The organism is Psychrobacter urativorans (assembly GCF_904846695.1).
Taxonomy (GTDB): Bacteria; Pseudomonadota; Gammaproteobacteria; order Pseudomonadales; family Moraxellaceae; genus Psychrobacter; species Psychrobacter urativorans.
This window is the reverse complement of sequence record NZ_CAJHBR010000031.1, coordinates 1-22,952: the sequence shown is the minus strand read 5'-3', so window position 1 is coordinate 22,952 and position 22,952 is coordinate 1. Positions and strand designations below refer to the sequence as shown.

General features: G+C 42.0%; 22 protein-coding genes and 2 pseudogenes. 12 read left to right on the top strand and 12 right to left on the bottom strand.

Going from position 1 to position 22,952, the window contains the following annotated elements; translation table 11 throughout:
* The 3 genes and pseudogenes from JMY09_RS13495 to JMY09_RS13485 all read left to right on the top strand — a co-directional run.
* Window positions 1-117 (top strand): annotated as a pseudogene (locus JMY09_RS13495) (IS982 family transposase); the annotation flags it as partial.
* 53 nt (window positions 118-170) lie between these two features.
* Window positions 171-833, top strand: a complete 663-nt coding sequence (gene rsmI, locus JMY09_RS13490) for a 16S rRNA (cytidine(1402)-2'-O)-methyltransferase (protein ID WP_320157836.1) — start codon at window positions 171-173, stop codon at window positions 831-833.
* A 105-nt stretch (window positions 834-938) separates the two neighbouring features.
* Window positions 939-1,961 carry an adenosine kinase gene (locus JMY09_RS13485; RefSeq protein ID WP_201624363.1) on the top strand — a complete coding sequence of 341 codons (1,023 nt, stop codon included), beginning with the start codon at window positions 939-941 and terminating at the stop codon, window positions 1,959-1,961.
* A gap of 228 nt (window positions 1,962-2,189) precedes the next feature.
* Here the strand turns inward: JMY09_RS13485 and JMY09_RS13480 are convergent, their stop codons facing one another.
* The gene (locus JMY09_RS13480) at window positions 2,190-3,521 is read right to left on the bottom strand and encodes an O-acetylhomoserine aminocarboxypropyltransferase/cysteine synthase family protein (protein ID WP_201624361.1); all 1,332 of its coding nucleotides are present in this window, start codon (window positions 3,519-3,521) and stop codon (window positions 2,190-2,192) included.
* 241 nt (window positions 3,522-3,762) lie between these two features.
* Window positions 3,763-4,452 carry a Fe-S biogenesis protein NfuA gene (gene nfuA / locus JMY09_RS13475; protein ID WP_227677342.1) on the bottom strand — a complete coding sequence of 230 codons (690 nt, stop codon included), beginning with the start codon at window positions 4,450-4,452 and terminating at the stop codon, window positions 3,763-3,765.
* A gap of 542 nt (window positions 4,453-4,994) precedes the next feature.
* Between nfuA and JMY09_RS13470 the strand changes: the two genes are divergently transcribed.
* From JMY09_RS13470 to JMY09_RS13455, 4 genes are all read left to right on the top strand, one after another.
* On the top strand, window positions 4,995-5,951 hold the full coding sequence (locus JMY09_RS13470) for an alpha/beta fold hydrolase (protein ID WP_201624360.1): 957 nt from the start codon (window positions 4,995-4,997) through the stop codon (window positions 5,949-5,951).
* 220 nt (window positions 5,952-6,171) lie between these two features.
* A complete protein-coding gene (locus JMY09_RS13465) occupies window positions 6,172-7,224 on the top strand; it encodes a bifunctional nicotinamide-nucleotide adenylyltransferase/Nudix hydroxylase (RefSeq protein WP_201624358.1) in 1,053 nt (350 codons plus the stop codon).
* 248 nt (window positions 7,225-7,472) lie between these two features.
* Window positions 7,473-8,870 carry a nicotinate phosphoribosyltransferase gene (locus JMY09_RS13460; protein ID WP_201624356.1) on the top strand — a complete coding sequence of 466 codons (1,398 nt, stop codon included), beginning with the start codon at window positions 7,473-7,475 and terminating at the stop codon, window positions 8,868-8,870.
* Window positions 8,864-9,736: an SGNH/GDSL hydrolase family protein gene (locus JMY09_RS13455; protein ID WP_201624354.1), complete on the top strand. Its 873-nt coding sequence runs from the start codon at window positions 8,864-8,866 to the stop codon at window positions 9,734-9,736. Before JMY09_RS13460 ends, JMY09_RS13455 begins: the two co-directional genes overlap by 7 nt.
* Before the next feature lie 134 nt (window positions 9,737-9,870).
* On the opposite strand, the gene JMY09_RS13450 is transcribed toward JMY09_RS13455, so the two are convergent.
* Window positions 9,871-10,155, bottom strand: a complete 285-nt coding sequence (locus tag JMY09_RS13450) for a type B 50S ribosomal protein L31 (protein ID WP_201624352.1) — start codon at window positions 10,153-10,155, stop codon at window positions 9,871-9,873.
* A 480-nt stretch (window positions 10,156-10,635) separates the two neighbouring features.
* Between JMY09_RS13450 and JMY09_RS13445 the strand changes: the two genes are divergently transcribed.
* Entirely contained in the window at window positions 10,636-11,235 is a 600-nt protein-coding gene (locus JMY09_RS13445) for a YceI family protein (protein WP_201624350.1), read from the top strand.
* A gap of 175 nt (window positions 11,236-11,410) precedes the next feature.
* Here the strand turns inward: JMY09_RS13445 and JMY09_RS13440 are convergent, their stop codons facing one another.
* Window positions 11,411-11,845 (bottom strand): COG4315 family predicted lipoprotein, encoded by a 435-nt coding sequence (locus tag JMY09_RS13440; protein ID WP_201624348.1) that lies wholly within the window; start codon window positions 11,843-11,845, stop codon window positions 11,411-11,413.
* Window positions 11,846-12,452: 607 nt separating this feature from the next.
* Here JMY09_RS13440 and JMY09_RS13435 point away from each other — a divergent pair.
* A complete protein-coding gene (locus JMY09_RS13435; protein ID WP_227677340.1) occupies window positions 12,453-14,096 on the top strand; it encodes an FAD-dependent oxidoreductase in 1,644 nt (547 codons plus the stop codon).
* Between the two features lie 185 nt (window positions 14,097-14,281).
* On the opposite strand, the gene JMY09_RS13430 is transcribed toward JMY09_RS13435, so the two are convergent.
* Complete coding sequence (locus tag JMY09_RS13430; protein ID WP_201624346.1) at window positions 14,282-14,959, bottom strand: LOG family protein; 678 nt, start codon at window positions 14,957-14,959, stop codon at window positions 14,282-14,284.
* Window positions 14,960-15,190: 231 nt separating this feature from the next.
* Here JMY09_RS13430 and JMY09_RS13425 point away from each other — a divergent pair, with 231 nt between their 5' ends.
* Window positions 15,191-16,144, top strand: coding sequence for an alpha/beta hydrolase family protein (locus JMY09_RS13425; RefSeq protein WP_201624344.1), 954 nt, complete (start codon window positions 15,191-15,193; stop codon window positions 16,142-16,144).
* Window positions 16,145-16,293: 149 nt separating this feature from the next.
* Here the strand turns inward: JMY09_RS13425 and JMY09_RS13420 are convergent, their stop codons facing one another.
* Window positions 16,294-16,995: a putative quorum-sensing-regulated virulence factor gene (locus JMY09_RS13420; protein WP_201624342.1), complete on the bottom strand. Its 702-nt coding sequence runs from the start codon at window positions 16,993-16,995 to the stop codon at window positions 16,294-16,296.
* Between the two features lie 308 nt (window positions 16,996-17,303).
* Between JMY09_RS13420 and JMY09_RS13415 the strand changes: the two genes are divergently transcribed.
* Window positions 17,304-17,822: a M23 family metallopeptidase gene (locus tag JMY09_RS13415; protein WP_201624365.1), complete on the top strand. Its 519-nt coding sequence runs from the start codon at window positions 17,304-17,306 to the stop codon at window positions 17,820-17,822.
* A 9-nt stretch (window positions 17,823-17,831) separates the two neighbouring features.
* Here the strand turns inward: JMY09_RS13415 and phoR are convergent, their stop codons facing one another.
* The 3 genes from phoR to dtd all read right to left on the bottom strand — a co-directional run bounded on the left by phoR (window position 17,832) and on the right by dtd (window position 20,375).
* Entirely contained in the window at window positions 17,832-18,947 is a 1,116-nt protein-coding gene (gene phoR, locus JMY09_RS13410; protein WP_201624340.1) for a phosphate regulon sensor histidine kinase PhoR, read from the bottom strand.
* 54 nt (window positions 18,948-19,001) lie between these two features.
* Window positions 19,002-19,706: a phosphate regulon transcriptional regulator PhoB gene (gene phoB, locus JMY09_RS13405; protein WP_201624338.1), complete on the bottom strand. Its 705-nt coding sequence runs from the start codon at window positions 19,704-19,706 to the stop codon at window positions 19,002-19,004.
* A gap of 216 nt (window positions 19,707-19,922) precedes the next feature.
* Complete coding sequence (gene dtd / locus JMY09_RS13400) at window positions 19,923-20,375, bottom strand: D-aminoacyl-tRNA deacylase (RefSeq protein ID WP_201624336.1); 453 nt, start codon at window positions 20,373-20,375, stop codon at window positions 19,923-19,925.
* 155 nt (window positions 20,376-20,530) lie between these two features.
* Here dtd and asd point away from each other — a divergent pair, with 155 nt between their 5' ends.
* Entirely contained in the window at window positions 20,531-21,367 is an 837-nt protein-coding gene (asd, locus tag JMY09_RS13395; protein WP_201624334.1) for an archaetidylserine decarboxylase, read from the top strand.
* 140 nt (window positions 21,368-21,507) lie between these two features.
* Here the strand turns inward: asd and JMY09_RS13390 are convergent, their stop codons facing one another.
* From JMY09_RS13390 to JMY09_RS13380, 3 genes and pseudogenes are all read right to left on the bottom strand, one after another.
* Entirely contained in the window at window positions 21,508-22,110 is a 603-nt protein-coding gene (locus JMY09_RS13390) for a DUF1287 domain-containing protein (RefSeq protein WP_201624332.1), read from the bottom strand.
* 48 nt (window positions 22,111-22,158) lie between these two features.
* On the bottom strand, window positions 22,159-22,734 hold the full coding sequence (locus JMY09_RS13385; protein ID WP_201624330.1) for an isochorismatase family protein: 576 nt from the start codon (window positions 22,732-22,734) through the stop codon (window positions 22,159-22,161).
* 105 nt (window positions 22,735-22,839) lie between these two features.
* A pseudogene (locus JMY09_RS13380) lies at window positions 22,840-22,952 on the bottom strand (IS982 family transposase); the annotation flags it as partial.

The following is a 22,952-nucleotide window of genomic DNA, read 5'->3' as shown; positions in this document are numbered from 1 at the left end:
TTATGGCATTTGTCTCATCGATTGATTCGTAAAATCCTGTCACACAATCTGTGCTTTGTACTCAACAAAAAACTTGGTAATCCGCCTCTTCAGTTTGATTTGCTTATTTCAAGTTGAGAGTGGGGTTTCTTTGGGTTAGTATAACCTCTTAGCAGCTGTCCAATTTTATTATGCCACTACAGATTCAAACCCCAAAAATAATTGAGATGATTCAACAAGGTCATTCAGTGGCACTAATTAGTGATGCCGGCACACCTTTAGTCAGCGATCCTGGCTATCAGTTGGTACAAGCCGCACACGCAGCAGGAGTCGCCGTATCACCAGTAGTAGGCGCATCAGCGGCTATCGGTGCCTTGTCAGTAGCTGGCCTGCCCTCTGATCGCTTTAGCTTTATTGGCTTTTTGCCCGCTAAGACTCACGGTCGTCAAAAACAGCTAGACGCCTTAAAGTCCGCTACTGAAACTCTAATATTCTATGAAGCGCCGCATCGTATTATTGCCAGTTTGCAGGATATGGCCACCGTATTCGGTGGTGAGCGCCAAGTGACATTCTGTCGCGAACTGACTAAGACTTTTGAAACTGTACATAAAAGTACCCTTGAGGCGCTGATAGAGTTCGTCAAAGCCGATGAAAATCAGCAACGTGGGGAGATGGTCATCGTCGTGGCTGGTAATAATGTCGCCGCCGATGATGATGACTTAAGTGTTCATGATGCGTTGTTAAAACGTCTACTAGAAGACTTGTCGGTCAAAAAAGCCGCCGCTTTAGCTGCTGATATTACTGGAGTCAAAAAGAACGCCCTGTATCAGCGTTTGTTAACCTTACAACAATAAAAGACCCTAGCACCAGTAACTGATTAATAACTGTAGATAGGTGTTAGCCTTTTTTAACCATTTCATTAATATTTATTTTCAATATTTCAGCCAAAGGGAGTAGTTATGTACGACGTAATGGCAGTAGGTAATGCGTTAGTTGATCATGAGTATGTATTATCAGACGCCGCCTTAGAGGATACTGGTTTAACTAAGGGCAATATGACTTTAGCGGAGCTTGCAGAGCAGCAGGAGCTGTTAGCGTTTTTGGCGCTAGCAGATATTAAGTCAGCTAAACAAGCTGGTGGCGGGTCTGCTGCTAATACTATGTTCACTTACGCCAGCTTAGGCGGCAAGCCGTTTTATGCTTGCCGAGTCGGCGATGATGAGCCGGGCAAGTTTTATTTGCAGGACTTAAATCAAGCAGGCGTAACTACCTCAGAGCAGTCGATTCATGCTGGTGGCGTCACAGGTACTTGTGTAGTAGCAATCACCGATGATGGCGAACGCACTATGCAGACTTACCTAGGTACTTCAAGTGAGATTAGCGAAGATAATATTAACTTTGAAGCTTTGATCGATGCCGAATGGTTATATCTAGAAGGCTACTTAGCAATGTCAGAAAGTATCCAGCCGGCGATGATTAAACTGCGCCAACAAGCGGGTATCCATGGCACCAAAATCGCAGTAAGTTTTGCTGATCCTGCAGTGGTAAAGTTTGCCAAAGAAGGCTTGCTCAATATGCTTGGCAATAAAGTATCAGTGATATTTTGCAATAGTGAAGAGGCGCGCCTATTCACTGAGAAAAAGCAATTAAAAGCCGCAGCACGAGCATTGCTCGATTATTGCCAGACTGCTGTGGTCACTGATGGGGCTAACAGCACTATTATCGCTCATAGAGCTGAAGATGATGAAGGCGAGATTATCATTCATGAAGTCGCTACCCCTAAAGTCGCTGATGTTATCGATACTAATGGTGCAGGCGATAACTATGCTGGCGCATTTTTATATGCTTTAGCTCAGCAATATACTCTGCCAGAATGTGGTCACCTTGCCGGCGAAGTTTCTGCACAAATTATTCAGCAGTTCGGCCCACGTCTAGAGTCACAACGCTACAAAGACATCGCCCGTAGAGTACTGACTGTCTAAAACTACTGTCAGACGCTGTGAAGAACTATTAAAAATGAGTCACTGAGCAAAATTCTGACACTGATTAAGACAAAAAACCCATAGCGCTGTTATAGCTGCGCTATGGGTTTTTATTTGCCAATGGTTTGCTTGATAGCTGGCTAGCTGTTGCTTATTCATTAAGCTAGTCTAGCAATTAAACCGACCCAGCCATTAAGCTAAACTAGCAATCAAGCCAACTTCTTCGAGTTAAGCACAAGCTAAAGCTTGAGCCAAATCTGCTTTGATATCCTCGATATGCTCGATACCAATAGACAAGCGCACCATATCTTCACTAACCCCTGCTTGCTCGAGCTCTTGACCATTAAGCTGACGATGAGTAGTAGAAGCTGGATGACAAGCTAGTGACTTAGCATCACCAATATTGACTAAGCGCGTGATTAATTGCAAAGCATCAATAAAGCGTGCTCCTGCCTCGCTGCCACTTCCTTCTCCACTACTTCGGACGCCAAAAGTTAGAATCGCTGATGGTGTGCCTTTCATATACTGGTTGGCCAACTCATGATCAGGATGATCGGCTAAGCCGGCGTATTTGACCCAAGCTACTTTATCATGATCACGCAAATACTCAGCGACCGCTTGCGCATTCTGTACATGACGCTCCATGCGTAAGCTCAAAGTTTCAATACCTTGCAAAATACCAAAGGCATTGAGTGGACTCAAAGCGGCGCCAGTGTTACGTAATGGGGCTACACGTGCCCGCGCAATAAAGGCAGCTGCACCAACATCTTTGACGAAGTTCACCCCATGATAGCTAGCGTCAGGAGTATTTAGTAGTGGAAAGCGTTCAGGATAGTCACCCCAAGGGAAAGTGCCACTATCAACAATAGCGCCCCCAATGGAAGTGCCCGTACCGCTCATATACTTAGTCAACGAATGAATCACGATATCAGCGCCAAACTCAAATGGACGACACAGTGCTGGAGTAGCAACCGTATTATCTATAACTACTGGCACCCCATATTCATGAGCGATGTCACTTAGTGCTTGGATATCAACGATATTACCTAAAGGATTACCGATACTCTCAGCAAAGACCATTTTGGTTTTGTCATCGATCAAATCCCGAATAGCCTCAGGATTGTTATAGTCGAAGAAACGCACTTCAATACCTTGGCGTGGCAAGGTGTGAGCAAATAGATTGTAAGTACCCCCATAAAGCGTTGATACTGCAATGATGTTATCGCCCATCTCGCAAATAGTCTGCACGGCATAAGTGATAGCAGCCATACCCGATGCTACAGCAAGACCGCCAAGACCACCCTCTAAGGCGGCTACTCGCTCCTCTAATACCGCATTAGTAGGGTTCATAATACGAGTATAGATATTACCTGCGACTTTTAGATCAAATAAGTCAGCCCCATGCTGGGTGTTATCGAACGCATAAGAGCTAGTGTGATAAATGGGTACCGCTACTGCTTTAGTGGTAGGTTCCACACTATACCCAGCATGAATCGCTAAAGTTTCTAGACGCGGCTTAGTTTCTAATTGATTTTTTACTGGCTCCTGCTTATTACTCATAACTAACTCCTTGTTAAAAAATAAAATTAAAAATGGCTATAGAGTTTATTAATAGTATTTATTATCCGTGTTTATTAATGACACTTTGCTTAAAACACTTATTAATAAACCCCTCGCCATAAAAAAAGCTGAGTTAATAGTAACCCAGCTTCGTTATGAATAGAATAGCAATTTTTTAATCAATTAATGACTTTTATGCATAAGCAATCTTTGGATATTAGCAGAGCATTATTGATATTTTTTATTTATAGTAAGCATTCTCAGTACTAGTATGGTCAGTCTCGTCAATAACTTGAGTTAACTCTGGTATTTGCTGCTTAAGCTGTACTTCAACACCTTGACGTAAAGTCATGTCAACCGCTGAACAACCTTGACAACCACCACCGAATTTCAATACCGCAGTAAGGCCAATACCTTCTTCTTCAATAAGCTCTATTAAATCAACCATACCACCATGTGCCGCTAAGCCAGGATTAATCTCCGATTGCAACACATAGTTGATGCGCTCTTCAACACTAGCATCAGCACCAACTTTTGGTACTTTTGAATTGGGGGCACGGAAGGTCAGCTGACCACCGAAACGGTCTTTATTATAATCAATTACCGCATCTTCTAGATAAGGTACTGAAGACGCTTCAATAAAGGCGGCAAAATTGTCATAGCTAAACTTTAAATCAGCGCTGTCTTCTTCGCCCGGCTGATTGTAAGCCATACAACATTCGGCACGCGGTGTACCTGGATGCTCAACGAAGATACGCACACCAATACCGTCAGTATCTTGCTTCGATAGCAAATCAGCTAAGTAGGCTTGAGCGGATTCAGTAATAGTAATATTACTTTTAGTCTCAGTTTGCTCAGTGTCTAATGCTGACTCATATTCTGTTGCTTGGCTGTCAGCAGGTGCGATATCAGTTGGGGTCTGTTCACTCATAATTGGCTCTCATTGAGTTGTAGGTGTTGAGACATCAGGGTTTAATAGCTAAACCTAGCTTATAAAAGCAACGGTGTCAGAAATTTGCAAAAAATGAAATTGGTCATGGCTATCAGCCAAGCTATCTAGCAGTAAACTTCATAGTTATAGGAATTTGACAATAACTGCTAGCGAGGTATAGGGTCTATTATAACGCAAACAGTAGCTAATTCCGACTGCCCTACTGTGATTTAAAGTTATCTTCTACTTATAGGTAACTTTGATTTTTCTTATGATGGCGACTAAGGGCTGCTAGTATCTATCTCTTAGTAGCTACATCTTAGTATCTATATTAAGGTCAGCTCGTCGATTATCAACCATCGTCTTATATCAGCTGTTAATAATGTTTACACTAACTATTTTAATAGCTTAGCTAGCGCCTAATACCCTAACTAAATTTATACTTAGACGACTTTCTAAGTATTGCTAACTGACTATATACTAGTCATTTTGATACTCTAAAGTTATTAAATAACATTCTGTAATTAAAAAGAGTCCGCCTTATGAGTACTGAAAGCTTGCATCTAGTGACTACTAAAGACGGTGAAAAAATTGCCGTCTGGCATCTTGCCGCTAGAGTAAAAGCTGATTATGTAAGCCAAGCTTCTGCAGTCGATAATCCTAGCATTCATGTAAAAGCTAAGAGCCAAAACATCTTGTTAATCCACGGTACTTTTTCTGACAAAAGAGTCAGCTTAGGGATTGCTGGCTACTTAGCTAAGCTTGGGCATAATTGCTACATTATGGAGTGGCGTGGCCATGGAACCAGCTCAACTCCTAAAGATAAATTCAATTTTGAAACTGTGGCTTTTTATGATATTGAGGCTAGTCTTCACTATCTCTTTGAGCAATTAAAATTAGACAACTTACATGTAGTCACTCATAGTGGCGGTGGTATTGGCTTGACTATGTGTCTAACTCAAAATCAGCATTATATTAATAAAATAAGCAGTATCAGTATGGTGGCTTGCCAAGCTTATGGAGCAGTATTAAATCGGCAAAGCTATAGCAAAATCTTTTTGCTAAAAACCCTAACTCGATGGCTCAATCATCTGCCTGCTAAACGGCTCAAACTCGGTCCAATTAATGAGAGCTACTACACTATGAGTCAGTGGTATAACTGGAATTTAAATAAAAACTTTCATAGTAACTTATCTCAACAAAGTTTAAATATGGCAGGTTTTACTGATAAAACCGACTTTGATTATCGCCTGCTAATGCCGTCTATTACTATTCCTATCTACGCTATCAGTGCTAGAGGCGATCATTTTATCGCGCCACCTAGTGGCTGCCAGCTATTTTTAAATGATTTTAATAATCCAGCAAATGCCTTCCGTGAGTTCTCGAGCACCAATGGCGATTTGGAAGATTATAACCACAGCCGAGTTATCTTAAGTAGCAATGCCGCCAAAGAGATTTGGCCAACGATTGCCGCTTGGATTGAGCAACATAAGAGATAATGACTTATATTTTTTATTAACCCCTCTATTAGGGCGTGTATCTAGACGATCATAGCCGAGCATGACTTGCTTGCTCTAGTTACTCTACCACCCTGCATCAATAATATTCATACCTTACAACACATCTTTATACTTGCCAGTTCCTAAGCGCCTGTGTCAGTATTAGCGTCATTAAATAATTTTGAAAAACTGCTAGATGTTTTGCAGGGAGTAAGCACTTATGAGTGAATTGACAGCAAAAGACTTAGATCAAAAAGACAACAAACACTATAAATACTTAGTTTTTATTGGCCGTTTTCAGCCGTTTCATAGCGGGCATAAAGCGGTCATTGATGAGGCATTAAAGCGTGCTGATGAAGTGATTATGCTTATCGGCTCGGCCAACTTACCGCGTAGCTTACGCAATCCTTTTACCGTCGATGAACGTACCGCAATGATTAAGGGCGCTTATTCAGAAAATGAAGCCGCTAGAATCCATTGTGTAGCACTCGATGACGCCCTCTATAACGATACCCGTTGGCTCAAATATGTACAAGCCGGCGTACGCTCCGTCACTGGTGATCTACACGCTAACATCGGTCTCATCGGCCACTCTAAAGACAGCTCATCATACTATTTATCCTTATTTCCCAATTGGGCCTCTGTTGCGGTTCCTAACTATCAAAATCTATCTGCCACCCCTATTCGGGACAGCTATTTGATGGGGGCAACCCCGACCCCAGAGCGTACGCCAGAGTCGACTCGTAAAGTGTTAAATGAGTTTAAAACCAGCGCAGATTATAAGCAGTTAAATGAAGAAGCTGGCTTTATTGATACCTACAAAAAGCAATGGGAAGCCGCGCCTTATCCACCAACTTTTATGACTGCGGATGCGTTAGTAGTTCAGTCTGGGCATATCTTATTAGTAGAGCGCCGTAGTATGCCAGGACGGGGTCTCTGGGCGTTGCCAGGTGGTTTTCTCAATCCTAAAGAAACCTTATTTGACGCTTGCATCCGTGAGCTACGCGAGGAGACTCGCCTAAAAGTGCCTGAGCCAGTATTGCGTGGCTCTTGTCATAGTCAGCATACTTTTGATGATCCTTATCGCTCGGCGCGTGGTCGCACTATTACCCAAGCTTTTTATCTTCAATTGAAGAACGACGCCAAAGGTTTGCCAAAAGTAAAAGGTGGCGATGATGCTGCACAAGCATTTTGGCTACCCTTAGCTGAGCTGGATGCCAAGATGATGTTTGAAGATCACTATGCGATTATTACCAAGATGGTCGGTTTATAGCGACTATCAAGGTTATAACTGACTAGCTTTTAGCTTAAAAAAATCGATATAATTTCATAACTTTTATATCTTTTACGATTTGTATAGCGGTTATAAAGACCGTTTTGATATTAAGCATTTCGACATAAGCTATTTCGAAACACTTAGTTTTTAGCGCCTAAGCCGATAGACGGCAAAGGTTAATCCCGCCGCAGTTGACCGTATTAATCAAGAGAAACTGCGGCATCTCAAAGCAGAGGAGTTCTGTGATGTACACTAGTAATTTTAATAATTTGATTCTCAATAGCGACAGCTATAAAACCTCACATTGGGTGCAATACCCAGCGGGCAGCGAGTATATGTCCAGCTATGTTGAGGCTAGAGGTGGCGACTACGACGTAGTATTCTTCGGCTTACAGGCCTTTATTAAAGAGTATCTTAGTAAACCTATTACTCAGCAAGATATTGATGAAGCCGAAACTATCATCCAAGCCCATGGTTTGACTTTTAACCGTGCTGGCTGGGAGCTTTTATTAGCAAAACATGACGGTTATTTACCGCTACGTATTGAAGCGGTACCTGAAGGCAGTATCGTGCCAGTATCCAACGTGGTCTGTCAGATTATCAACACTGACCCTGAATTCTATTGGCTGCCTAGTTATATCGAGACTTCCTTATTACGGGCTATTTGGTACCCCTCGACGGTTGCCAGCGTCTCACGTTACTGCAAAGGGATTATTCGTCAAGCCTTGGAAAAATCCGCTGACAATATTGACTCGCTACCGTTTCGCCTACATGACTTTGGCGCTCGTGGTGCATCGAGTTTTGAGTCGGTGGCACTCGGCAGCTTGGCGCATTTAGTGAATTTTTCGGGTACTGACTCGATGACCGCTTTAGTAGCGGCCAGTCGTTGGTATGGTATGAATAAAGACATGCCAGCCTTCTCTATCCCAGCAGCGGAACACAGTACTATGACCGCTTGGGGACGCGAAGGGGAAACAGCTGCTTATGCCAATATGCTCAAGCAATTCGGCGGCGAAGGTAAAGCCTTTTCGGTAGTTTCTGACAGCTATGACTTATGGAACGCTATTGACAATATTTGGGGCGACAGCCTAAAAGATGAGGTCAAGAATATGGGCGGTACTTTAGTTATCCGACCCGATAGTGGTGAGCCGATCAAAGTTGTCCGTGAGGCCTTACAACGTTTAGCTGTCAAGTTCGGTACCACCATCAATAGCAAAGGCTATAAAGTATTGCCCGACTATGTACGCATCATTCAAGGTGACGGTATTAGCCCGCAGAGTCTAGGTAAAATCGTCGATGCGGTTATGGAAGCTGGCTTTAGCGCAGATAATATTACCTTTGGTATGGGCGGCGGTCTATTGCAACAAGTCAACCGCGATACTATGAGCTGGGCGATGAAAGCTAGTGCTATCTCTATCGATGGAAGCTGGAAAGAGATCTATAAAGACCCTATCACTAGCCACTCTAAACGCTCTAAAAAAGGTCGTTTAGCCTTGATAGAAGACAGTAATGGCCAGCTAAAAACTATTAAAGCTGATGAGTTAATGGCCCATAGTGTTAACTTACTACGTGACGTCTTCGTCGATGGCAAACTACTCACTGAAGACAGTCTAACGACTATTCGGGAGCGTGCCCAATGGTAGCTACTGCTAACCTAAAATCTACTGCAAAAGATTTGTTTTTAGCTCCTATTTACATTTATCAAGGTCGTAAAGTTAAGCGCGATACTATTCGTCTACCTGAGCCTGAAGGCATACGCTACGGGCAAGTAAAACTTATGGACTCAACTAAAAGCAGTAGTGCTGATGCTTATGTTGATACTGATACTAGTACGGATCAGGGCACGCTTAAGATCATGGTGGTTGGTGATTCAGCAGCGGCTGGGGTTGGTAGTCAGACCCAACAACAGGCGCTGGCTGGTAGATTAATCCCAGCTTTACAGCAGCAAGCGCTAGTTAACGAGACCTTTGCGGCACAGTTTGATGAATTGAGCTGGTCGGTGCAAGCGACTACCGGCCATACTAGCTTCGATATTCTAAGGCGCTTGTACATCCTGCCTAAACCTAGTCAGCCTATCGATGTGATGGTGTTAAGCGTTGGGGTTAATGATACTACAGCGAATGTTGCGGTCGATAAGTGGCAGCAGCAGATACAAGAAATCATCGCTATTGCTAAGCGCAAGTTTGCGGTGCGAGTGCTGATTTTTTCCAGCTTACCACCTATGGCACAAATGCCAGCCTTGCCAGCGCCTTTGGGTAACTTTATTGGCGCAAAAGCTTCTAAGCTGGATAAAGTATTGTGCGATATTTGTGCTGAATACCAAGGTGTGAGCTATATGGCCACTGACTTTCCACGGATGATAGCTGAGCACTCTAATGGCACGCCGATCGATATTGCAGTGATGTTTGCCAGCGATGGCTTTCACCCTAGCAGCTTAATGTACGGCTATTGGGCACAGCAGTTAGCTGAACTGATTACTGAACTGCTTACTACTGAACAGGGTGCATGAGGTTTAGTATCCAGTCCACTAACAGCTAAAACAGCTGATTTTATAGTAAAAAAAACCACTGAATAATCAGTGGTTTTTTTATCTTAATACTATTATCTAACTTAGGTAAAACAAACTTACCTAGTAAGATAGTCTTACTCAGCAGGAGTAGCGTCTTCAGCTTTCTTATTACGGCCACCGAATGCACCAAAGCGTTTGTTAAAGCTAGCAACACGGCCTTCAGTAGAAGTTTTGCGTTGTTCGCCAGTATAGAACGGATGCGATGCACTTGAGATATCAAGTGGGTAATATGGGTATTCTGTACCTTCATATTCGCGAGTAGTTTTAGTCTTAACCGTTGAACGGGTTAAGAAATAAACGTCAGCGTTAGTATCATGGAACAAAACGTCATGGTAATCAGGATGAATATCTTTACGCATAATAAACTCTCTACGTCCGATGTATGATCACTATTACTGGCAATTTGCCAAACTTATATATTAGCCTTAAATACTAAGTTTCTGTAAAAAGCACATACGTAACTGAGGCACTAAGCACATCTATAAATCTGGCAATCACGTCACTGGCTTATTCCAGTACCCGACACCAAATCTCTGCTCTCTTAGCCTTCCACAGCGGGAAAATCAAAGGGCGATTTTAACTTCTTTTGCTTATCTATGCAAGCCATCAGTAACCACCAGCAAAAATTCCGCTGAGAGTTAATCATTAGCATTATGTATTCAAAGTTTATAGTGTAACAATATTATTAAGTATTTTTTCATAAAGCTACTGACTTCTACTTATAGATAAGTTATAAATAATGAGTAACTGTTACAGTTGACTGTTCGCATGCTAATGCTGAACAGCTATCACTAATCTTCGAATATTTAATAAATTCTAATTAGCAGGAATAATAAATTATGACTCGTGTTTCATTACCTACTATAGCCAAAACATTACTCATCAGCTCAGCGCTAGCTGTCACTACTCTCGCCAGCGCGGCTATGCCAACTCAATGGCAACTTGATAACTCGCACACTCGTGTCGGCTTTTCAGTTGAGCATTTAGGGTTTTCGACTACTATGGGACATTTCGACAAAGTTGATGGCAGCCTCAATTATGATATGAAAGCCCCTAATAAAGCGCAGATGAACTTTGTGATTGATACTAATAGTATTAACACAGCATGGGAGGCTCGTGATAAGCATTTGAGAACGGCTGATTTCTTCAATGTGGAAAAATACCCAACGATGACTTTTAAGTCAACACAAGTAAACTTCATCAATCCTATTCAAGCTAAAGTTACTGGTGACTTTACTTTATTAGGTAAGACTATGCCGCTAACTTTAGACGTCACTTTGAAAAAAATTGCTAATAGTCCGATGACTAAAGAGCCAGTTATTGGCTTCCGTGCCACTGGTAATATTGATCGTGCTGCTTATGGCATGACTACTTTTGCTGCAGGCATCACTACTAATGTACCTATTCAAATCGATGGTGAGCTAATCCAGAAGAAATAAACAGATGGTTGGAAGAAAACTCGTCAAGTCAGCTTAGTCTTTCTTTAGCTACAAATAAGATTGCAATCCCAAATAAAACAGCAGCTACGATAAACGTTAGCTGCTGTTTTTATTATAGAATAACTATATTATGTTGAAGATTAGGTTGAAGATTAGGTTGAAGCTTGAGAACACTCTATTTAGTGCGTACTACATGCCATACACCAAGCTTGTTATCACCGTCTGTATCGCCGACTTTGGTATCATTAGCGTAGAAGTATAATGGCTTACCGTTTGCAGCCCATTGATAAGTACCATCTTCACGTTGGAATGCTGAGAACTGACCTGAAGCTTTAGCATTACTAGGGGCGGTAAATGCTGGCCAAGCAACAGTACAGACTGAACCACATTCTGACTTATTCATGGAATCTTTATCAAAAGTATACAATGTCATTTTATTTATTGAATCAACCAACACCCCATTCATACTAGTAACTGGAGCGGTATTACTGACAGTGGCTTGCACATCCTGCATACCTGAATTGCCCATGCCCATCATATCTTTCATGGTTGTACAGCCGGTAAGCGTTAAAACTCCTGCTAACGCTGACAACATAATAATATTTTTCATAGCGACTTCCTTATTGTGAAAAATTTAGTATCTTTATTAAGTTTAAGGTGTTCAAACACCTAAATATTCTAAACTATTATTGAGCTTTTTTAATATATCACAGGTTCACATTAAGTCGATTCTATTGGCTATTATACTTACAAAACATATCATCTAATACTCATAACCACTACCTATATAAGCCGTTGCTAAGTCAGCTGCTTATCACCAATGCTGTTTGTAGTGTTCTAGTATATCTAGCGCTTTCCTTTGACAAAATGAACGTACGTTCTTACCAATTTACTGTCATGTTGACTATTATTTTAATTAAAATAAGGTCATCTATAATAAGGTGTATTAAAAAATTTGTAATACAACTATCTCGACAGTCACTGCCTATTGAACTCGCCAATCATTGCACTCATATAATAAATACTATGAGTAACTACACTTCTGCAAACCAAATAACTCCAATCTTAATACCAGTAATAAGCAGTATTAAAATCAACACCGCTAGCGTAATGCTGAACCAATACTAAGTAAACGCAACTTTGACTGCCTGTTGTAAGCCTATATTAGTGCTAACAATAATGTTGATGTTCACGACATAAAGGATATGACAACGACGATGATGCCATTCTCTGATAACCCTTACTCTGAGGCTTTTAAATTACAGTCTCATAATGATAATAACAGCAGCTTTAGTCAGACTAAGACCAAACGTGTTGGTATCCTTGGTGGCGGTACTGCAGGTGCCACTATTGCCATACGTTTAGCTGCGTTGGGGCTTGAAACCTATTTGTTTGAGAAAAAAACCTCGCTTATTGATGGTCCACCAATGTGTCATCTACACGCTGGTGGTAATTTATACCGTGAGATTCCTGATGAAGATTGCGTAGCGCTATTGAAACAGTGCATCGATATCTTACGTCTTTATCCTTATACTATTGATGTGCGTCCGACAGTGTTCGCTGTACCTACTCGCGATGAAGGGCTGCCTGAAGACTTGTTACCGCGCTTAGATATCTTAACGGACGCTTATCGTGATCTTATCGCGCAAGATATTAATAATAAAGTCTTAGGTGAGCCGGAAAATTATTATCAACTCTATAGCCATGCACAGCTGATTGAGTTGTCTCAGCGTCCACAAGTAGCAGTTCCTACTAATGTCGATGAATGGATGATACCTGTTGCTAAATATCTTGATTTAAACAAAGTAAAGTATCCGTTAATTGTAGTACAAGAATATGGTTGGAATATCTTCCGCTTGGCAGCCTCGGCCCAGTTGGCACTAGCTGAGTATGAGCATGCTCATGTGTTTACTGATACCAAAGTTCGGCAGGTAGTAGCCGTCGATTGTACTGACTGTACTAATGCTAACCACCATGTCAGTAAATGGCGTATCGACTATCAGCAAAATAGCCAAGCAATCAGGCATGCTACTGCTAGCGGTTGTGAAGACGATAGCGCAAATGTGGAATCTATCGAAGTCGATTATTTGGTTAATGCTTGTGGCTTCCGTACGGGTATCATCGATGATATGGTTGGGATTGAAGTCACTCGGATGGTTGAGTTTAAGTCCTCTTATATCACTCAGTGGGATGATGCGGGCGGTCAGATACCAGAGATCATCATTTATGGGGCTCGTGGTACGCCAGAGGGTATGGCTCAGCTGACTCCTTATCCAGGGGGTTATTTTCAAATCCATGGTATGAGTAAGTTTATTACCTTGTTCGATGACGGCTTAGTAGCTTCTACTAAAGATAGTGCTCAGCCCAAACTGCCACAGCAGTACGTGCATTATATCGAAGATGGCTGGGACAAAGCACCATTACAAGCGCGTAGCCAGCAGTCCATTGACTATGTAGCAGAGTTTGTACCGACCTTTAATAGTGCTAGAACCATAGGCAATGCCTTATATGGTGGCCAACAAATTCCAGGCGAGGACGATACGCTGCGAGTTGCAGATGTCAGCTTGTATCCTAATCTACACTATGCTCGTGCCGAAAACGTCAAAGCGTCGTCTACTTTGATTGCTGCTGATGAGATCGTTGAGCAGTTAACTGAACTTGGACTGTTAGAAAGCAACTTGCCAGGCAATGAGAGTCGCTATGCTCATCAGTGGGACTACCTTGCTCATAACGATAGTTCAAGCATAGATGTAGCCGCTAGAGCATTAGCTAAGCTGCGTGGCTTCCCTATTCGCATGGCTGATGTCAATCATAGCGTGAATGAGATAGCACTAGATGACTTAACTCCTGCTTCTGTCTAAATGTTGTTATGAGTATTGTGATTAGCTTAGTGAATCATAATGCCAAGCTAACCGTTTTAAAGTTAAAAAAGGGCATAGATTATTAATCTATGCCCTTTTTCTCATTCTAATTCGCGCTTTATAAAAGCCAGCTAACAGCCACTATATAAAACTTGGCCTTTAGCCATCGAGTGTAACCGAGGCTCTTAGTTTCCTACCATTTTTTTGGTGTCGACAGCTTCGTCAATTTTGACTATTGCTTGTAATAAATCAATAGCTTCTTCAATCGTGTTGCAAACCACTAAACGATCGAGATCCTCTTGCTTCATAAAACCTTGATCAGCGGTATATTTAAGATGCTCAATCAAGCGGTTATAAAAACCGTTAATGTTAAGAATAATCATCGGTTTTTCATGTTGATACAACTGTCGCCAAGTAGCGATTTCCATAATTTCTTCTAAGGTACCCAGACCACCTGGTAGAGTAATAAAAGCATCGGCATATTCTGCCATAACTGTCTTACGGGTATGCATAGTATCAGTCAGATGCAAGCGTGTTAGTTTTTGATGAGCAATTTCATGCTTGAGCATGAAGGTCGGAATCACACCAACAGCTTGCGCGCCATTATCAATCACCCCATCAGCTACTGCACCCATCAGACCGATACTAGCACCACCATATACTAGGCCCATGCCGTTGTTGGCTAAAGCGCTACCTAGTTCGCGGGCCGCTTGTTCATAAACCTCATCATTACCTAAACGTGAACCACAATACACTGCAACTAATGGCATGGCTAAAGTGGATTTGTCTACTGCTTGTTCTATATTAGCTATGTCTTGGCTAGTAATAACTTCATAAGTCTCATTGTTAATTTTCATTTGCATAAATTAGCCTTAGGTTGAGTTTCTAGTTGTAAGTTGTTTTACTTGAATTATGATGCTAAGTTTTATCTGTGACTGCGGCGATATAAAATCTTTCGCTAATTCGTTGGATTCAGCCCCTATTTATCTTACCATAAGCCATGCTATTAGATGGTAGCAACGATTTATCACTACGTAATTAATACAGGATGACGTAGTTAGGCAGTAAAAAACCAACCGCTTAGGAGATGACTAATGCCAGACAATCACCCGCTTGAAGACCATCTGCCTGAGCAGCCATTAGGTAGTACTATAGGGCTTAATGCTAGCGCTATCGAAAGCTACTCACTGACCATAATGACTGAGCGTAATAAAGCCTTAGCGGCTACTGTTTACCGACCTAATACTGATGTAAACAGCGTAAAAAAAGCCATAATGATAGCGCCAGCTACTGGTATCAAACAGCAGTTTTATCATAATTTTGCTAAGTTTTTAGCTGAGCAAGGCTTTGGAGTAATTACTTTTGATAATGAAGGAATCAGCGACTCACTCTCCACTACTTTAGCTAAATGCGATGCCTCACTAATTAGCTGGGGCCGTCATGATATGAGTGCAGTTCTGGATGCTTTGCATTATGAGTTTACTGATGCGAGCTATCATCTATTAGGACATAGTGCTGGTGGTCAGTTAATTGGTTTGATGCCTAATTATGCGGCTATTAGCTCAGTATTTAACGTTGCTTGTTCATCGGGGCGTATCAAAAATATGGCTATGCCTTACCGGCTCAAAGCGTCAGGTTTTATGCAGCTGTTTATCCCGCTAAGCAACCTAACTTTGGGCTATACGGCCGCTGACAAAATCGGTATGGGGGAGCCTTTACCCAGCGGCGTCGCTAGACAATGGCGCGAGTGGTGCAACGGTGCTGGCTATATCAAGACTGCCTTTGGCAAAAGTATTCACACTCACTTTTACGACCACCTCACTATGCCGTCGTTATGGCTAGGCTTTAGCGATGATGATATCGCCAATAGTGACAATATCGATGACATGACTAGGGTCTATAGTCAGATGCCAGTGCAAAAGCACTTCTTGCATCCTCAAGACTTCGGTCTAGATAGCATTGGGCACATGCGCTACTTCAGTCGCAAAACCTATCAACAAGCCCCTGAGCTGTGGCAGATGGCGGTTGATTGGTTTAATGATCATTAATCCTCAAAACCACTATTAACCAGTGATGATTGCTGCGCCATCATCATAATAGCGAAGATAGTAGTTATCGCCAAAATAGCCAGTGCCAGCAAACTCAGTGTCCGCAAACATTGCAATAGTAGCTGACCAATGATTTACAGCTACTAGTATTACCCGCTATTTTGCTCTGTATCCTTCAGTTTTGCAGCAGTTATACGCTCAGTCAAAGCAGTATGTAATGAGGGCTGCATATTATGAATATTACCTAGCATCCACTTAATATAGTTAATCGGTACTTCTTTGATAGCTTGACCTTTATACTTGCCAAACGGCATCTTGCTCACCGGATTAGCGGTGTTGGAGATTTTGTGAGCAGCGGCAAAGTCAGTAGCATCAATCTCCAAGCGCTCACAACAAGCCTTATAAAGTAAGTAACACATCCGCGCATCGCCTAGCGCATCGTGGGCGGCTATGGTCATTTTACTGGCCTCGCCTTTACCTAATAGCTGTTCGATACATTTGGACTGACCATAAAAGCGCCATTCTGGAAAAGCGGCGCGTGCCAGCCGCACCGTACATATCAGCTTAGTCGATGGCCTGCCAATCACTCGCCAGTCAAAGCGAACATTATGGCCAATAAGATACTCTGGTAATTCGAACTCATCCAACTGAAAACTTGCCAGACCTGCGACACGCTCATTAGTAATGCCATGCACTTTTATCACTACAGGCGATATCGAACGGCCACTGTTAAAATACTGCATCCACTCAAAACCAGTAGCAACATTTATAGTCGCTACTTGAATAGGTCTTGGATCACTTCCTTGATCAGTTTCGGTATCAATAATAAGCGCTGTAGCAACGGGAGTCATAAGCAGTAGCCATTATAATATATAGAAAATTTATGGTTAAACACCATTGAATAAGGTCTAAAATAATCTTTATATATTAGGGCGTGTTGAGCGTTCACAAGTAGACACCGCTTTGCCCGTCTGCAAGATAAGAAGGCGGTTATCTTAGTATTGCTACCAACACAACCGCAGTAAATAAACCTGCTAAAATTAAAAGCAGTTAATAAAAAAGTAGTTAATAATAAGGAAAATCGATGCCCCTCAATGACCAATATCGGCAAGCACCGCCATCACTATTTAGTCGGTTATTAAAACTAATAGTGAGATCAATGCTTTTATTGGGGCTGTTGTTTTTATTCGACAAGCTATTACCTACTATCAGTCAACAGTCGCAGCGCTTTGTAGTAGCAAAATGGCAGCAAGTAAATCTATTGCAACAACCGCTACCAACAGACAATAGCTTACCCAGTCCGTTACCAGGTCAGCATTTGTCTGATACTTGGGGCGGTGCACGTAGCGAAGGACGCCGTCACGAAGGTATAGATATCTTTGCACCACGCAATACTCCGATTAAAGCCACTACCCAAGGAGTAGTAAGCAAAGTCGGTGATGATAGATTAGGTGGAAAAGTAGTGGTTATCGTAGGGCCTGGTGGCGCGGGACATTACTATGCGCATCTAGAGGACTATGCTGATATCAGTCCCAATCAATGGATCGAGGTAGGAGATACAGTAGGTTATGTTGGCGATAGCGGCAATGCTAAAGGCACACCGCCCCACGTCCATTATGGAGTTTACATCAATGGCAGTGCGGTCAACCCCTATCCTTTGCTAATCAAAGCCAAATAACGCTACAAGCTAATTATTAACCGAAGTTCGAACTTGTGACATCGGAAACTTAGCACTAAAAGTAGAGCCCACGTCTTGTTTAGACTTAATATGCAGGCTAGTATTATGTTGGTACAGGACGTGCTTAACAATCGCAAGCCCCAACCCTGTGCCGCCAGTAGCACGACTGCGACTGCTATCAACACGATAAAAGCGCTCTGTCAAACGGGCGATATGAGTATCGGCAATACCAATACCATCATCAGTGACTGCAAAGCAACAGCCGTCACAGGTTTTGGTCCAACTTATCTCTATATTGCCCCCTTTTGGGGTATATTTAATAGCATTGATAACTAGATTAGATAAGGCACTATTTAGATACATCTCCGAGCCATATAAGCCATCATAAGTGTCTATGTGCAAATGAATAGTATGACCGTATTCTTGGTTATAAGCCTGCGCATCATCATAAACTTGGGTAAGCAGCTTAGTCATATCGATGTATTCAAGCTGATGAGTCTCTTCAATTTCAATTTTAGACAACAGTAATAAATCATTAATGATTCTATTCATTCGAGTGGTTTGCTGAGTCATTAACTCAAAACCGCGCCGCCACTGCGGAGTCATGTCTTCTTGCTCAGAAAAGTTTTCTAGATAACCCATCAGCACGGTCAAAGGTGTACGCAGTTCATGCGAGACATTACCGACAAAATCGCGGCGCATTTGTTCTAGATGATGCAAGCGAGTTTCATCGTAGATAATTAACAGCTTGTTATCGCCAAAAGGGGTGATTTCACATCTAAGATAACGCTTAGAATCTCGCCATGATGCCATGTGTACACCATGATTAGAGGTCTCCCCACTTATAGATATGGCTTGATAGTAATCTCGAAACTCAGGCCCCTTGATAAAATCAAAAATACAGTTACCTTTATCACCAGCTTGCAATAGCAATAGCGTTTGCGCTGCCTGATTCCACCATTCCAAGCCATCATTATGATCAAGTAATACTACGGCATCTTGTAATGCTCGCAACGAGCTTCTTATTTTTTCGAGCTGACCTATCGCCTGTTGCTGGTCAATTTGATTTTGCTCATGTTGTTGCTCATTTTCAGTGACAGGCGTTGTGGTTATAGCGGGTATCATAGGTTTGTCCATCATTTTATAAGCAGCTGCATTACCATTATTTTTATAGTAAATCTAGTCTGCCTGCAATAAGCTAGAGAATCGATAGCCAGTACCGCGAACCGTCTGAATCAATCTGTCACAGTCATACGGCTGTAGAAGCTTACGCAAACGGCGAATATGCACATCGATAGTACGATCTTCAATATAGACGTTACCACCCCAAACTTGATCTAACAGTTGAGTACGAGTATATGCACGCTCAGGATGAGTCATAAAAAATGCTAGTAGCCGATATTCTGTTGGGCCAATATCAATAACCTTACCCTCAGTCGTTAGACGCTGGCTTTTAGTATCAAGGCTGAGCTTACCAATATCGATAGGTTTATCAGCACTCAAGCTACTACTACGACGTAGTACGGCTTTGATTCTCGATACCAGTTCGCGGGTTGAGAATGGTTTAGTAATATAGTCATCAGCACCAGCATCTAAGCCATGGACTTTATTGTTTTCCTCGCCTCTGGCAGTCAGCATAATCACCGGAATCTCCGCATACATTTGATCTTTTTTGAGCATGCGACAAAAATCAATACCGTTTTTATCACCAGGTAACATCCAGTCTAGCAAAATCAATGCTGGACGGTGATCGACGACTTGTTGGTGCGCCTCTGAGATATTAGCGGCTTGCAAGCAATCAAACCCAGCCATCTCTAGCGTCATTACGATCATCTCACTAATCGCTGGCTCATCTTCAACGATCAAAATCCGCTCATTTTGCATACTATGACCTTATATTGGTAACAGTTTCAATAGTGATAGTAGCTTAACTTGCTATGGGCTAAGTCTGTATCAGCTATTGGTTTATTAGTTTTTATTGGTTTTTTATTAGCCTACTATTAAAGCCTTTAATTATGACTACTTGATGACAAGCACTGCTATTAAGATATGGCGCAAGTTATCAATATAGAGCTTATTGAAGCGATAACTTTAGCTTTATTAAACCTCAAGTAAGAAGCTCAAAGGCCCATCGTTGATACTTTCAACCTGCATATTTGCGCCGAATTCACCGCTAGCAACGATCGAATATTGACTCTGCGCATAGGCTATCATCTCTGCGAACAACACTTGCGCTGCATCAGGAGACATTGCCGGACCAAAGTCAGGCCGACGCCCATTATTAGTATTGGCCATTAAGGTAAATTGCGAGACTAATAATAAGCCACCACCAACTTGTTGTAGATTTTGGTCCAATTTACCTAGCTTAGTGGGTTCTATAGTATTGTCAAAAATACGATAAGTCAGGATTTTATCGACTAAGCGCTGCATGCTTTGTTTATCATCGTCGTGACCAAGACCGATATAAGCCAAGATTCCCTGCTCGATAGCGCCTATGCTGTGCCCATCAACTCTGACATTAGCATGCTTAACACGCTGAATAAGTGCTTTCATTAAATTTTTCCTTAACCAATTATAAGCATATCAATGCCCCTCACCATGATAAAATACGCCACAATATTATTATATTTTACTATTGTTTACTAAAGCGCTTAACAACACCCTCTTTATCAAATACTTTATTCAAAAAATCATCTTGGTAGCCTGTTATGACTCTATTTACTACTATTCAACAGTTTGTTCCGCAGCAGAAGCTCAGTCGCGTTGCTGGTCGCTTAGCGGCTAGTCGTCATCCGCTAGTTAAGCGGGCTTTTATTCGCAGCTTTGCAAAAGCTTATGGCGTCAGCTTAAAAGAGTATGAGCGCCAAAGCTTTAACGCCTACGAGAGCTTTAATGATTTTTTTACTCGTGAGCTCAAAGACGATGCCCGTCCTATCGATGCGACTGTCAATGGTATCGTTAGTCCTGCTGATGGCGTTATATCGCAATTGGGACAGATAGAAGATAGCAAGTTGTTGCAAGCTAAAGGCAGCTATTACGATATCGGCCAATTGCTAGCTAATAAAGACGACGGTGATTATTTTGCTGAGGGGAGCTTTGCTACGGTTTATCTAGCTCCTAGCAACTATCATCGGGTACATATGCCGTTTGCTGGTACTCTAACCACCACTCGCTACGTACCTGGAACTTTATTTTCGGTCAATAATAGCACAGCCGCTAACGTGCCGGATCTGTTTGCACGTAATGAGCGTTTGGTTTGCATCTTCGATACTGATTATGGCAAAGCTGCGGTAGTGATGGTTGGAGCCATGATCGTCGCTGGCATCGAAACCGTAGCAACTGGTCGTATCACCCGTAGCAAAGATATCCAACTACAGCAGCATGATATGCCGTTAGCAAAAGGTGCTGAGCTTGGGCGTTTTTACTTAGGCTCAACCGCTATCGTTATTCTGCCAAAAGCCGCTAAAGCGGATTGGCAACAGGGCATGAGTGCTAATACTACAGTTGAAATGGGACAGCTATTAGGCTTAGCAAACGCTGAATAAGATTTTGCTAGTAAAGCGCATAGCATGATGTAAACGGTTGCTGATACTATCTCATAAAAACAGCCGCTAGCGTTAATTCGTTAGCGGCTGCTTTTTAATAGCACTAAGAGATAAATATTAATGCGGCAATACTGAGGGTATTAATAATGGAAATGGCCTTTGATTGGATAAGTAAAAAGGATGTTTTCCTCTTGAGTACCACGACCGATGTTATGGATAATTAGCGGCGTACCGTCAGCAGCCAGCTTGTCTGAAACTATGCCGATATGTGGCAGATTACTAGTAGGTAGTCGCCAAGAAACAATATCACCCGCTAAAAACCCTGCCTTATCGGTTACTGATAACGGCTGTCCATGACGAGTAAAATACGTCTCTAAATTAGGCACACGGCGATGGTCAATATTTTTATCAGTTGATTTTAGACCCCAAGTGTTAGGATAAGCAGAAAAATTCGCTTTCATATCGACGTTAATAAGCTGTTGCAGATCGATATTTTGCAGACGGTAAGCTCGTACTACCACATCAGTACAGACCCCAGTATCTTGTGCTACATCGCCACGTGGGAAATCAAGCTTGCGATAAGTCGGGTCGTAACTGACAGTGACACCGATTTGCTTTTTGGCATCTGCTGCCAGCTTGTTACCGCTACTGACAGAGCTAGCAGCAGAGACTGGCGCGGTTATAGCAACTGATAATATCAGTATCAAAAAACTATTTAGACCATACTGCTTTACTCTACCCATTGGCCCTGCCTTATCGATTAAAAATCAACTTATTATTAAGTAAGCCTATTATTTGATTAAATTACTAATAGTTTTGAATGCTGGGTCAGCACTACTACGGCACAGCTCAAACAGCACGGTTTCTACAGTAGTAATAACCCCACCAGCACGGCGAATACGGCGAATGGCTTGCTTTTTGTCATAGGGAAAACGTGAGCCTACAGCATCGCCAATAATCACCGGTTGCATGCCGTTATCGAGTAGATCAAGAGCCGTTTGCAGCACACAAACATGAGTCTCAACGCCCATTAATAACACGATGCTACGATTTTGCTGCGCCAAATGATTCCATGAATCATCGTTGTCACAAGCACTAAAAGTAAGTTTTTCAAAGCCTTTTTTATTATTCTCATTCAGCAGCTCTTTTATCTCAGGCAAAGTCTCGCCTAAACCTTTTTTATATTGCTCATTGAGCATAATAGGAATATCAAGTGCTTGTAGACCTTGAATTAAAGTAGAGATTTTTTTGACGATATTTTCATGGTCATTGATATGTGGGGTTAGGCGTTCCTGTACGTCAATAATCATCGCTTGCGTGTTCTCACGGGCAATGCGGTAAGTACGATCCGTTATCATAGTAGCCATAGTACACTCCTTGTAGATCTGCGGCAGGGGGCAACAGATTCCGTTATTTTTATAAGATAATATATTTTTATAAGATAATGCACTTTTATAAAACTAACCCCACTCTCAACTTGAAATAAGCAAATCAAACTGAAGAGGCGGATTACCAAGTTTTTTGTTGAGTACAAAGCACAGATTGTGTGACAGGATTTTACGAATCAATCGATGAGACAAATGCC